At 71.2% G+C, this 12,443-nt stretch carries 14 protein-coding genes; 9 read left to right on the forward strand and 5 right to left on the reverse strand.

Translation table 11 applies throughout. The features are described from left to right. Positions 1–153: 153 nt before the first annotated feature. The 4 genes from O7623_RS24285 (at position 154) to O7623_RS24300 (ending at position 3,447) form a co-directional block, all read left to right on the forward strand. Complete coding sequence (locus tag O7623_RS24285; protein ID WP_282225301.1) at positions 154–660, forward strand: DUF402 domain-containing protein; 507 nt, start codon at positions 154–156, stop codon at positions 658–660. An 82-nt stretch (positions 661–742) separates the two neighbouring features. Then, on the forward strand, positions 743–1,672 hold the full coding sequence (locus O7623_RS24290) for a PPK2 family polyphosphate kinase (protein WP_282225302.1): 930 nt from the start codon (positions 743–745) through the stop codon (positions 1,670–1,672). A gap of 138 nt (positions 1,673–1,810) precedes the next feature. Beyond that, positions 1,811–2,437, forward strand: a complete 627-nt coding sequence (locus O7623_RS24295; protein ID WP_282225303.1) for a DUF47 family protein — start codon at positions 1,811–1,813, stop codon at positions 2,435–2,437. 5 nt (positions 2,438–2,442) lie between these two features. Further along, positions 2,443–3,447, forward strand: a complete 1,005-nt coding sequence (locus tag O7623_RS24300; protein ID WP_282225304.1) for an inorganic phosphate transporter — start codon at positions 2,443–2,445, stop codon at positions 3,445–3,447. A 27-nt stretch (positions 3,448–3,474) separates the two neighbouring features. On the opposite strand, the gene O7623_RS24305 is transcribed toward O7623_RS24300, so the two are convergent. From O7623_RS24305 to O7623_RS24325, 5 genes are all read right to left on the reverse strand, one after another. Next, on the reverse strand, positions 3,475–3,837 hold the full coding sequence (locus O7623_RS24305) for an arsenate reductase ArsC (protein ID WP_282229538.1): 363 nt from the start codon (positions 3,835–3,837) through the stop codon (positions 3,475–3,477). An 85-nt stretch (positions 3,838–3,922) separates the two neighbouring features. After that, positions 3,923–4,675 carry an aquaporin gene (locus O7623_RS24310; protein ID WP_282225305.1) on the reverse strand — a complete coding sequence of 251 codons (753 nt, stop codon included), beginning with the start codon at positions 4,673–4,675 and terminating at the stop codon, positions 3,923–3,925. Beyond that, on the reverse strand, positions 4,672–5,334 hold the full coding sequence (locus O7623_RS31405) for an arsenate reductase ArsC (RefSeq protein WP_348775106.1): 663 nt from the start codon (positions 5,332–5,334) through the stop codon (positions 4,672–4,674). The genes O7623_RS24310 and O7623_RS31405 overlap by 4 nt, the downstream gene beginning before the upstream one ends. Continuing rightward, on the reverse strand, positions 5,327–6,067 hold the full coding sequence (locus O7623_RS24320) for a helix-turn-helix domain-containing protein (protein WP_282225306.1): 741 nt from the start codon (positions 6,065–6,067) through the stop codon (positions 5,327–5,329). Before O7623_RS24320 ends, O7623_RS31405 begins: the two co-directional genes overlap by 8 nt. A gap of 93 nt (positions 6,068–6,160) precedes the next feature. Continuing rightward, positions 6,161–7,132 (reverse strand): Gfo/Idh/MocA family oxidoreductase, encoded by a 972-nt coding sequence (locus O7623_RS24325; RefSeq protein ID WP_282225307.1) that lies wholly within the window; start codon positions 7,130–7,132, stop codon positions 6,161–6,163. A 218-nt stretch (positions 7,133–7,350) separates the two neighbouring features. Here O7623_RS24325 and O7623_RS24330 point away from each other — a divergent pair, with 218 nt between their 5' ends. The 5 genes from O7623_RS24330 (at position 7,351) to pstA (ending at position 12,435) form a co-directional block, all read left to right on the forward strand. Beyond that, a complete protein-coding gene (locus O7623_RS24330) occupies positions 7,351–8,163 on the forward strand; it encodes an NUDIX hydrolase (RefSeq protein ID WP_282229540.1) in 813 nt (270 codons plus the stop codon). A 252-nt stretch (positions 8,164–8,415) separates the two neighbouring features. Then, positions 8,416–8,880, forward strand: a complete 465-nt coding sequence (locus tag O7623_RS24335) for a hypothetical protein (RefSeq protein WP_282225308.1) — start codon at positions 8,416–8,418, stop codon at positions 8,878–8,880. 240 nt (positions 8,881–9,120) lie between these two features. Next, on the forward strand, positions 9,121–10,224 hold the full coding sequence (gene pstS / locus O7623_RS24340; RefSeq protein ID WP_282225309.1) for a phosphate ABC transporter substrate-binding protein PstS: 1,104 nt from the start codon (positions 9,121–9,123) through the stop codon (positions 10,222–10,224). A gap of 118 nt (positions 10,225–10,342) precedes the next feature. Next, a complete protein-coding gene (pstC, locus tag O7623_RS24345; protein WP_282225310.1) occupies positions 10,343–11,374 on the forward strand; it encodes a phosphate ABC transporter permease subunit PstC in 1,032 nt (343 codons plus the stop codon). Beyond that, the gene (gene pstA, locus O7623_RS24350) at positions 11,371–12,435 is read left to right on the forward strand and encodes a phosphate ABC transporter permease PstA (RefSeq protein ID WP_282225311.1); all 1,065 of its coding nucleotides are present in this window, start codon (positions 11,371–11,373) and stop codon (positions 12,433–12,435) included. The genes pstC and pstA overlap by 4 nt, the downstream gene beginning before the upstream one ends. Positions 12,436–12,443 lie beyond the last annotated feature (8 nt).

Below are 12,443 nucleotides of genomic sequence, written 5' to 3' on the forward strand. Positions count from 1 at the left end.
GGGAGTCACCGGGTGACAGTACCGACCGCCGGCGACGCTCGGCGGGTTGTCCACAGCGGGTCGCTGACGGTACGCGGAACGTGGCACACGGTGTACCCGGGTGTCACCTGCACGTTGCCTGCCGGCGTGATCCCATCGGTTAAGGTGCGTCACATGTCGAGCGATGTCGTGCGGGTGGTCTATCGCAAGTACGACGGCTCGGCGCACCGCGACTACCCGGCGCGCCGGTTGACCGAGGACGATCTCGGCGTCTGGCTGGGTGTGGACCGGGGCACCCGGTCGATCTACCATGGTCGGCCCTCGGTGGAGCAGATCCCGTTCGTGCTGCTGGTGCCGCGCCAGCAGTGGTGGACCTGCATGTTCAACCCGCCGCCGCGTACCAGTGAGGTCTACTGCGACATCGCGAGCCCGGCGCGGTGGGAGGACTCCGACACCGTACATCTGATTGATCTTGATCTTGATGTGGTGCGCCGCCGGGCGACCGGCCTGGTGGAGCTGCGCGACGAGGACGAGTTCGCCGAGCACCGGGTCCGGTACGGCTACCCGGACGACGTGGTGGAGTCGGCCTGGGCCGCCGCCCGGTGGCTGCTCGACGCGCTCGACGACGGTACGGAGCCGTTCGCCTCGGCCTACCGCAAGTGGTTGGCGCTGGTCTCCTGACCCGACCCGCGCCGTCAGGCCGGCGGTGCGCCGGCCCGTTCGGAGGTGGGCGACCGGGCGGTGACTGCGCGATCATCGTCGGATGACTGCTGCTGACGCCCATCCTGACGTACCGATCCGGGACCTGCTGCGGGTCGGTGCCGGCCGCCCGGTCGACCTGGCCGCGATCGACCCGAGATCGACGCCGGGTCTGCCGCCGTTGGCGGTGACCGGCCCGGACCGCAAGGCGTGGGCCCGCGACGAGGTCCGCCGGCTCGGTGCCGAGCTGGCCCGCCAGCAGGAGATGCTGTACGCCCAGGCGGTAGCGGGTCTCGGCGACCGGCGGGTGCTGCTGGTGCTGCAGGCGATGGACTGCGGCGGCAAGGGTGGTGCCGTCAAGCGGGTGGCCGGCGCGATGAACCCGCTCGGCCTGCACATCCGGGCGTTCGGGCCGCCGACGCCGGAGGAGCTCGACCACCACTTCCTGTGGCGGATCCGTCGGGCCCTGCCGGCCGCCGGCTACGTCGGGATGTTCGATCGGTCACACTACGAGGACGTGCTGGTGGTCCGGGTCGACGAGCTGGTCCCGGAGGAGGTCTGGCGACCCCGGTACGACGAGATCAACGCCTTCGAGGCCGAGCTGGTCGACGAGGGGTACACGCTGATCAAGGTGTTCCTGCACATCTCCTTCGACGAGCAGCGGACCCGGCTGATGTCGCGGCTGACCGATCCGACCAAGCACTGGAAGTACCATCCCGGTGACGTGGCGGCCCGTGCGAAGTGGCCCGAGTACCAGGCCGCGTACGCCGAGGCGATGCGCCGCTGTGCCACCGACGCCGCGCCCTGGTACGTCGTGCCCGCCGACCGCAAGTGGTACCGGGACTGGGCGCTGACCCATCTGGTCCGGGAGCACTTCGCCGCGCTGGGGCTGAGCTATCCGCCGGCCGCGGTCGACCTACGGCACGAACAGGCCCGGTTGCTGGCCGGTGATGCTGCGCTGTCTGGTGATTCAGGAGAGGTGAACAGCAGATGAACGAAAGCTGACCATACGGTGACCAGGGGTGGGCCGGTAGCAGACGGGATTCACGGTTCCCTAGCATTCCCTCAGCGCCGGCGGATCGTTCGCCGTGGCCAGCCCCTGTTTCCGCCATCCGTGACGAGGTCTGCTGCCGTGAAGTTCTCCTTCCGCCCCATCGAGGGCGCCTTCTACGAACTCTTCACCAAAGCCGCGCAGAATCTCGTGCGGGGCACCGAGCTGCTCAACGAACTGGCGCTGCCCGGGGTCGACGTGCAGTCGGTCAGCGAGCGGCTGACCGAGGTCGAGCACGACAGCGACCAGATCACCCACGACCTCTACAAGAAGATCAACTCCGCATTCATCACGCCCTTCGACCGGGAGGACATCTACCGGCTGGGCAGCCAGCTCGACGACGTGATGGACCACCTGGAGGCGGTCGGCAGCCTGCTCTACCTGTACGGGCTCACCCAGCTGCCGTCGCTGCCCCGGGAGATGCACGAGCTGATCGCCGTCCTCGACCAGCAGGCCCGGGTCACCGCCGACGGGATGCCCCGGCTGCGGGCGATGAAGGACCTCGAGGACTACTGGATCGAGTGCAACCGGCTGGAGAACGAGGGCGACCGGGCGTACCGGATGCTGCTGGTCCGGCTCTTCTCCGGCGAGTACGACGCGCTGACCGTGCTGAAGATGAAGGAGGTCGCCGACGAGCTGGAGGCCGCCTGCGACGCCTTCGAGCACGTGGCCAACACCGTCGAGACCATCGCGGTCAAGGAGTCCTGAGCCGCGTGAGCCCCGAACTCGTCGCCGTCCTCGCGGTGATCACCGTTGCGATGGTCTTCGACTACACCAACGGTTTCCACGACGCGGCGAACGCCATCGCCACCAGCATCTCCACCCGGGCGCTCACCCCACGGGTCGCCCTGCTCATGGCCGCCGTCGGCAACTTCGTCGGTGCCCACTTCGGTGCCGAGGTCGCCAAGACCGTCGGCAGCGGCCTGGTCGAACTGCCGGCCGGGGTCTCCAGCCTCGGCATCGTCTTCGCCGGCGTGGTCGGCGCGATCACCTGGAACCTGATCACCTGGTACTTCGGCCTGCCCTCGTCGTCGTCACACGCGCTGATCGGCGGCCTGGTCGGCTCCACCATCGCCGCCTCCGGCACGGTGCTGTGGAGCGGCATCGCCGGCGACGTGGTGATCCCGATGGTGCTCTCCCCGATGGTCGGCTTCGTCCTCGGGTTCCTCGTCATGCTCGCCGTGCAGTGGATCTTCCGCAACGGCCAGCCGGGCAAGCTCAACCGGGGCTTCCGGATCGCCCAGTCGATCTCGGCGGCGGCGATGTCGGTCGGGCACGGCATGCAGGACGCCGCGAAGACCATCGGCATCGTGGTGCTGGCCCTGTTCGTCGGCGGCTACCAGTCCGACGCCGAGACCATCCCCGAGTGGGTCTTCTGGACCTCGGCGACCGTGCTGGCGCTGGGCACCTACGCCGGTGGCTGGCGGATCATCCGTACCCTCGGTCGGAAGATCATCGACCTGCGGCCGCCGGAAGGCTTCGCCGCCGAGACCGTCGCCAGCTCGGTGCTCTACTTCAACGCCCTGGTGCTCGGCGCGCCGATCTCCACCACCCACACCATCACCTCGGCGATCATGGGCGTCGGGGTGACCAAGCGGCTGTCGGCCGTCCGGTGGAACGTCGCCGGCAACATCGTCGGCGCCTGGATCCTGACCTTCCCGGCGGCGGGCACCATCGGCGCGCTGATGTACTTCGCCGTCCGGCCCCTGTTCAGCTGACCCGCTGACCCGCTGACGGTCAGCGGGTCAGCTGCCGGATTGCCCGGCCGGGACCAGCTCGGCCAGCAGTGCCTCGACCCGGCGGCGGATCTCGTCACGGATCGGGCGGACCGCCTCGACACCCTTGCCGGCCGGATCGGTCAGCGCCCAGTCCTCGTAGCGCTTGCCGGGAAACGTGGGGCAGGCGTCGCCGCAGCCCATCGTGACGATCACGTCGGAGGACTCGGCCGTTTCCCATTCCAGCTTCTTCGGGGTCTGGTCGGTGATGTCGATGCCGACCTCGCGCATCGCCTCGACCGCCGCCGGGTTGATCGTGTCGGCCGGCGCCGAACCGGCCGAGCGGACCTCGACCGCGTCGCCGCCGAGGTGACGCAGCCACCCGGCGGCCATCTGGGACCGGCCGGCATTGTGTACGCAGACGAACAGCACGCTGGGCTTGCTCACGGGGTGTCTCCTTCGAAGGGGTGTGTCAGGGTCAGCGCCGGGCGCCGGTCAGCTCGTCGTCGGCCGCACCGGCCGGGACCACGACCTGGTCGGCGGCGCGGCCGACACCGGGGTAGAGCGCCAGCAGCAGCGCCACGCCGACGGCGAGGCCGACACACTGGGCGACCAGGAACGCCGGGATCGAGCCCGGGGCGATCCCGGCGAAGGTGTCGGTGAAGCCCCGGCCGATGGTGACCGCCGGATTGGCGAACGACGTCGACGAGGTGAACCAGTAGGCCGCACCGATGTAGGCACCGACCGCCGCCGGGGCGACGGCGGCCCGACCGGAGCGGGCCAACGCGAAGACCAGCAGGATCAGACCGGCGGTGGCGACCACCTCGCCGAGCCACAGGTGGCTGGCCGACCGGTCCTTCGTCGACCAGGTCACCGCCGGCAGAGCGAACATCAGGTTGGCCAGGACCGCACCGGCGATGCCGCCGCTGACCTGCGCGGCGACGTACCCGCCGAGGTCCGACAGGGTCAGGCCGGTGCGACTGCGCCGGCCGAGGAACCAGTCGGCGGCCGACACGACCGGGTTGAAGTGCCCGCCGGAGACCGGGCCGAAGATCAGGATCAGCGCGCCCAGGGCGAACGCGGTGGCGATCGAGTTCTCCAGCAGTTGCAGCCCGACGTCGTCCGGCGACAGGGTCTGGGCCATCACCCCCGACCCGACCACCGAGGTGACCAGCAGGGCGGTGCCGGCGAACTCGGCCAGCAGCCGTCGCCAGAGTGCGACCGGGTTCACGCGTTCTCCACTTTCTGCAGCTCGGTCAGGAGGTGCCGGACCCGGCGCTCGATTTCGTCACGGATCGGGCGGACAGCGTCGACGTCCTGCCCGGCCGGGTCGTCCAGCTCCCAGTTCTCGTACCGGGTGCCGGGAAAGACCGGGCAGGCGTCGCCGCAGCCCATGGTGACGACCACGTCGGCGGCGCGGACGACCTCGTCGGTCCACGGCTTCGGGTACTCGCCGGAGATGTCGATGCCGCGCTCGGCCATCGCCGCGATCGCCGCCCGGTTGACCTCGTGCCCCGGCTCACTGCCGCCGGACCAGGCGACCACCTGGTCACCGGCGAGGTGGGTGAGGAAGCCGAGGGCCATCTGGCTGCGCCCGGCGTTGTGGGTGCACAGGAAGAGCACCACCGGCCGGCCGTCGGAGTGCAGCCCTTCGACCCGGGCCAGGGCCTGCAGCCGCTGCCGGGCGAACCGTTCGGCGAGCAGCGGCAGGTAGTTGGGGATCGTGCTGCCCGTGGCGAACTGGTCGTAGCTGGACAGCAGGAACCGCTCGATCGTCTCGCTGTTGTAGGTGCCGTCGAACTCGCGGGCCAGCCGGGTGGCGGCGGTCCGCAGCGCCAACTGCTGATCGACGGAGAGGTCAGGGCGGACAGGGACGGTGATGTCAGACATGGTGGGCTCCGGGTGGTGCGGGAGTGACGGCCCCGGTGCGGGCGATGGCGGGGGCCAGCCGGTCGATCCGGCTGGCAAGATCGGTGTACGCCGATTCGAAGGCGGCGTCGGTGTCCACGCGGACCGGATCCGGCACCGACCAGTGCAGGTCCGGCGCGTCCACCCCGGTCAGCTCTTCGTGGGCGTTGTCGCAGACCGCGATGACGAGGTCTCCGGCGGCGACGACGTCGGTGACGTGCGCCGTACGGGTGGGGTCGAGGTCGAGCCCGTGCCGGCGGGCGAGTGCCACGGCCCGGGGGTGGACCCGGCCGGCGGGTCGGGTCCCGGCGGACGCGGCCGGGGTGGGGCCACGGTGGTGCCACAGCGCGGCGGCCAGCTGGGAGCGGGCGGAGTTGCGGGTGCAGACGAAGACCACCCGCTGCGCGCCGCGCAGCGGGGCCGCCGCCAGCTGGTCCAGCACACCCGGCACCAGTTGCAGGTAGCTGCGGCGGCGGTCGCCCTCGGAACGGACCCGGCGCAGCAGGCCGACCTCCTGCAGCACCTTGACGTGGTGGGCGACCAGGTTGCTGGCCAGACCGAGTCGCCGGCCGAGCTCGCCGGGGGCGGCGTCACCGAGGTGCAGCAGGTCGACCATGGCCAGCCGGGCCGGGTCGCCGAGCGCGGCGTGCACCCGGGCCCGGTGGTGCAGCCGGTCGGTCGGCACCAGCTCGTCGGAGACTGCCTCAGCGTTCATTGACTCAATGATTGCTGAGGTAAGTGCCGGCGTCAAGCCGGCACCGCACCGCTCGACGCGAAACAGGCCGCTGGTGGGCCGATCAGTCGGCGGTCAGGCGTAGCTGACGCCGATCTGGCCCCGGATCGTGTCCAGCAGCTCCATCACCTCCAGGGTCACCGCGTGCGGCACCAGCGGGCTCTCCCGCAGCCCCGCCGCCAGGCACCGGTGCACCTCGGCCGCCTCGTACTGGTAGCCGTTGCCGGCCGGCTCGACCACCCGGACCACCTCGGGGTCGCCGGTGCCCCGGCGGATGGTGAACTCGTTCGGGCAGAAGAACGGATCCGGCAGCGCGATCCGGCCGGTGCTACCGGTGATCGTCGCCGCGACCGGGGTGGCCCCGACGATGCCGCAGGTCAACGCGGCCACCGCACCGGAGTCGTAGCCCAGCAGCACGCCGGTGTTCTGGTCCACCCCCTCCGGGGTCAGACTCGCCCAGGCATGCACGGCGTCCGGCCGGCCGAGGACCAGGTGGGCCAGGCTCACCGGGTAGACCCCCAGGTCGAGCAGGGCACCACCGCCGAGCGCGCGGTCGCGCAGCCGGCTCTCCGGCGCGAACGGTCCGGCCAGCCCGAAATCGGCGTGCACCGAGACGACCTCACCGATGGCGCCGTCGGCGATCAGCTCCGTCACCCGCCGTACGGTCGGGTTGCACCGCATCCACATGGCCTCCATCAGGAACACGTCCCGGGCCCGGGCGGTCTGCACCAGTTCCGTGCTGCTGGCCAGGTCGAGGGTGAACGGCTTCTCGCACAGCACCGCCCGCCCGGCGTTCAGGCAGGTCATTGTGGCGGCGTGGTGCGCCGAGTGCGGGGTGGCCACGTAGACGACGTCGACCGCGTCGTCGGCGGCGAGTTCGTCCCACGAGCCGTACGCCCGGGGGATGTCGAACCGGTCGGCGAAGGTCCGGGCGCTGGCCGCCGAGCGGGAGCCGACCGCGACCACCTCGGCGTCGGGCAGCAGGCGGAGGTCTTCGACGAAGCTGGCGGCGATGGCGCCGGTGGCGAGAATTCCCCAACGAGTCATGCCGGCACGCTAGCTGACCAGCAGACCCGGTGCCGGCGGGGCCGACTGTCCGGCCCTGGGCCGGCGGGGCGCGGTGGCCGGCCGGCCGGTGGACGCCTACGCTCGGGCGCGTGCCCGCCGACGACGACACCATCGCCACCGCCGCCGACACTGACACTGACACTGACACTGGGGCCGTCGGGCCATCGCGACCGTTGCGGTTCGCCGTACCGGAGGCGATGGTCGAGCAGGCCAGCGGCTTCTACGCGGCCGGCCGTACCCCGGCACCGACCCGGCTGGCGGCGACGGTGCTGCTGCTGCGGCCGGCGGTCGACCCGGGCGGCGACGGGGTCGAGGTCTACCTGATCCGCCGGGTGCCGGCCGTCGCGTTCGGCGGGGTGTACGCCTTCCCCGGTGGCGGCGTGGATCCGGCCGACGCGGACGCCGATCTCGACTGGGTCGGGCCGGATCCGCAGACCTGGGCGCACCGGTGGGGGAGCACCCCAAGCCAGGCCCGCGCGGTGGTCTGCGCGGCGGCCCGGGAGGTGTTCGAGGAGACCGGAGTCCTGTTCGCCGGCTCAGACTCGGCCACAATGGTCGATGCCGTGGACAGTCCGATGTGGGAGGAGGAGCGGCAGGCGTTGCTGGCCCGTACGGTGAGCTTCGCGCAGCTGCTGCGCCGGCACCGGCTGGCCCTGCGGTCGGACCTGCTGGCCCCGTGGAGCCGGTGGGTCACCCCGGCGTTCGAGCGGCGTCGGTTCGACGCGCACTTCTTCGTCGCCCGGCTGCCGGCCGGCCAGGCGACCCGGGAGGTCTCCGGCGAGGCCGACCACGGGCTCTGGGCCACCCCGCGGCAGGCGTTGGACCTGGCGGCGGCCGGGCGGTGGCAGCTGCTGCCGCCGACCTGGGTCAATCTCGCCGAGGTCGGTGCGTACGCCGACCCGGCGGCGGTCTTCGCCGCGTCGGCGGACCGGGACGCGGCCCGGCCGATCACCCCCGACCTGCACGTCGATCCGGACGGGACGGTCAGCTTCGTCGTCGCGGCGAGCTGACCCGACCGGTCGGCGGAGCAGTCCGGGCGGCGGCCGGGTCGTCGTGGCACGGGGCCGGCGTGGCCGGCCGGTGTCAACCCCCGATCGCGAATAGATGATCTTGCGTTACCGAGCGGTGATACTTTGGCGCGCACAAAACGCGACCCAGGGAGTCGGGCGGTCACCGCCCGTCACCGTGACCGGACGGGACAGATGGCTCCACGACCAGGAACCTCAGCCGCGGGTGGTGCGTCGTCGCAGGATGGCGACCTGGTGCACCTCGCCGTGCCCGCCGAGTACGTCGGCCACATCGCCCGGCTGATCGAGGAGCTCGACCAGCGCCCACGCCCGATCCCGAAGCCCGCCCGCCGGCCCCGGGTCACCACCCGGGCGGTCCGCGAATGGCCCGTCGAGGAGCTGCGCCGGTTCGCCCAGGGCCGCTCCCGCACCCACCAGACCGTCTTCGCGATCCTCGACCTGCTCGCCAGCCGGCCGGGCGAGACGTTGGCGGTCGGTGACCTCGCGGCGGCCCTGGACAGCCCGGTCGACAAGGTCATCGGCGCGCTGGGTGGGCTGACCCGGATCGTCAAGGCGTACCACGACTATCCGAAGTGGGGGCTGCCGCTGCAACGGGTGCCGCGCAGCGAGCCGGGCCGTTCCGGCGCGGTCGCCTACCGGGTCACCGCCGAGCAGGCGCGCCGCTGGCGGCAGGTGCGGAGTCGGCAATCGGCTGAGTGAGCCTCGACCTGCGGTCCGGCCAGGCATCGGCCGAACGTCGCCGCGCGGCGCGAGCTATGTCACAGTCGAGCGTCGAATCAGCGCTACGGGTGACCAGACAAGTCTCGTTCACCTTCTGTTCACCATGCTCCGGTCGTCAGTTTAGCCACGGCTCGTACCGTCCTCGGCGTTCGAGACGGTGAACTCGCCCCCGCTACCCGGGCGGTGACTCGCCACCCGACCTCAGAGAGGCAACGCACCGTGAATCGTAAGTCCCTCCGGCTGGCCGCCCTGCCGGCCGCCGTCATGCTTACCCTCGGCGTGGCCGCGTGCGGCAACGACGGCGACAACGGCTCGGAGTCTGGTAACGGCTCCGAGACCTCGGTCAGCGGCACCCTTGCTGGCGCCGGCGCCTCCTCGCAGGGCGCCGCGATGGAGGCGTGGATCGCCGGATTCACCTCCGTGGCCCCCGACGCGACCGTCACCTACGACCCGATCGGCTCGGGCGGCGGCCGCGAGCAGTTCACCTCCGGCGGCACCCAGTTCGCCGGTTCGGACGCCTATCTCGACGAGGAGGAGATCGCCGCGGCCCTGGCCACCTGTGGCGACCAGGGCTTCATCGAGTTCCCCGGCTACATCAGCCCGATCGCGGTGGCCTACAACCTGCCGAGCGTCGAGACGCTGAACCTGTCGCCCTCGGTGATCGCGAAGATCTTCGACACCAAGATCACCAAGTGGAACGACCCGGCGATCGCCGAGCTCAACCCGGAAGCCACCCTGCCGGACCTGGCGATCACCGCCGTGCACCGCTCGGACGAGTCCGGCACCACCGAGAACTTCGTCGACTACCTGGCCAAGGCCGCCCCGGCCGACTGGCCGTACGAGGTCTCCGGCGACTGGCCGACCCAGACCGGTGAGGCCGCCGCCCAGACCCAGGGTGTGGCCGCCGCGCTGCGCTCCGGCGAGGGCACCATCGGCTACATCGACGCCTCCCAGGCCACCGACCTCGGTGTCGCCGCGGTCCAGGTCGGCGAGGACTTCGTCGAGTACTCGGCCGAGGCCGCCGCTGCCGTCGTCGACGCCGCCGAGACCGTCGCCGGCCGCCCGGAGTTCAGCTTCGCCATCGACCTGCCCCGGGACACCACCGAGGCCGGCGTCTACCCGATCGTGCTGGTCTCCTACCAGCTCGCCTGCGTCAACTACGACAGCCAGGAGACCGTCGACCTGGTCAAGGCGTTCTTCAACTACCTGATCAGCGAGGAGGGCCAGCAGGCCGCCGCCGACAACGCAGGCTCCGCGCCGATCTCCGCCGAGCTGCGGACCCAGGCGCAGCAGGCCATCGACGCGATCACCGTCGCCGGCTGAGTCCAGCACCACGTCCAGTCCCGTCGACTCGAGGTCCGGACGGTCACCCGGTGGCCGTCCGGACCTGCGGCGTATCCGAACCCCCACCGTCACGACACGGCCTGAGGAGGCGTAACCCGTGACAAAGCCCGCCACCGCCACCAGCGGTACCCCATCGAGCGATCCGCCGCCGGGCGGCTCGCCGCGCGGCACGTCACCGGACGAGTCGCCGATCGTCACGGACCGTCGTCGGGGCCGGTCCGGAAAACGGATCGGCGACCAGATCTTCTCCGGCACCGCCGTCGGCGCCGGCGTACTGATCCTCGTCACCCTCGCGGCGGTCGCCGCCTTCCTGCTCTACGAGGGCTTCCCCGCGCTCACCGCCGACGCCGAGGACCTGCCCGGTGGCGAGAGCTTCCTCGCGTACGTCGGTCCGTTGCTGTTCGGCACGGTGCTGGCCGCGGTGATCGCGCTGGTGGTCGCCACCCCGCTGGCGATCGGCATCGCACTGTTCATCTCGCACTACGCGCCCCGCCGGATCGCCGCCGGGCTGGGCTACCTGGTCGACCTGCTCGCCGCCGTGCCCAGTGTCGTGTACGGACTCTGGGGCATCGCCTTCCTCGCCCCGCAGCTGGTGCCGGCCTACCAGTGGCTGGAGGACTACCTGGGCTTCATCCCGTTCTTCGCCGGCCCCACCTCCACGACCGGGCGGACGATGCTGACCGCCGGGCTGGTGCTCGCGGTGATGATCCTGCCGATCATGACGGCGGTGAACCGGGAGGTCTTCCTGCAGACCCCACGGTTGCAGGAGGAGGCCTCCCTGGCGCTCGGCGCCACCCGCTGGGAGATGATCCGGATGACCGTGCTGCCGTTCGGCCGCTCCGGCATCATCAGCGGCAGCATGCTCGGCCTCGGCCGGGCCCTCGGCGAGACCCTGGCCGTCGCGATGATCCTCTCCGCGTACGACGTGGTCACCATCAACCTGATCGACTCGGTCAACAGCAACACCATCGCCGCCAACATCGCCCTCGACTTCCCCGAGTCCAGCGGCTTGGCGGTCAACGCGCTGATCGCCTCCGGTCTGGTGCTGTTCGCGCTGACCTTCGCCGTCAACTTCGCCGCCCGGGCCGTCGTCGCCCGCCGGCGCGACTTCTCGGGAGCGAACGCATGACCACCATCACCCCGCCCCGGGCGGTGGCCACCAACACGCTGACCAGCGGCGTGCTGCCCAACTGGGCTCCGTGGTCGGTGGCCGGCGTCAGCCTGTCGGTGGGCCTGCTCGGCGGGCTCAGCCTCGGCCTGTCCATCGCGCTGTCGGTCGTGCTCGGCGTGCTGCTGACCATGGTGGCGTTGCCGGCGGTCTCCTGGCGGGTCGAGGGCGGCCGGCGGGCCAAGGACCGCTTCGTCACCGTGCTGGTCAGCATCGCCTTCGCGTTGGCGATGCTGCCGCTGCTGTCCCTGCTGATCACCGTCACCACCAACGGCGTCAACCGGTTCGACACGACCTTCCTCACCAGCGACATGCGGGGGGTGCTCGGCGAGGGCGGCGGTGCGCTGCACGCCACCGTCGGCACCCTGCTGATGACCGGTGCGGCGGCGCTCATCTCGGTCCCGATCGGCGTGATGTGCGCCGTCTACCTGGTCGAGTACGGCAGGGGCCGGCTGGCCCGCTGGGTCACCCTGCTGGTCGACGTGATGACCGGTATCCCGTCGATCGTGGCGGGCCTGTTCGCGTTCGCCTTCTTCGCGATCTTCTTCGGCCCGAGCATCCGGTTCGGCCTCGGCGGCTCGGTCGCCCTGTCCGTGCTGATGGTGCCGGTGGTGGTCCGCTCGGTCGAGGAGATGCTCAAGCTGGTGCCGAACGAGCTGCGGGAAGCCTCGTACGCCCTCGGCGTACCGAAGTGGCGCACCGTGCTGCGGGTGGTGCTGCGGACCGCTGCCCCCGGCATTGCCACCGGCGTCACCCTGTCGATCGCCCGGGTGATCGGCGAGACCGCCCCGCTGCTGATCATTTCGGGTGCCACCACGGCGCTCAACTCGAACCTGTTCGACGGTCGGATGGCCTCGCTGCCGGTCTTCACCTACTACTCGTACAGCATCCCCGGGTCCCGGCCGGAGTTCGGGGTGGACCGCGCCTGGGCCGCCGCGCTCACCCTGTTCATCCTCGTCATGGCACTGAACCTGGTGGCCCGTCTGATCTCCCGGTTCTTCTCCCTGCCGAACAGCCGCTGAACGCGGAA

The sequence above is a fragment of the Solwaraspora sp. WMMD791 genome (assembly GCF_029581195.1).
Lineage (GTDB): Bacteria > Actinomycetota > Actinomycetes > Mycobacteriales > Micromonosporaceae > Micromonospora_E.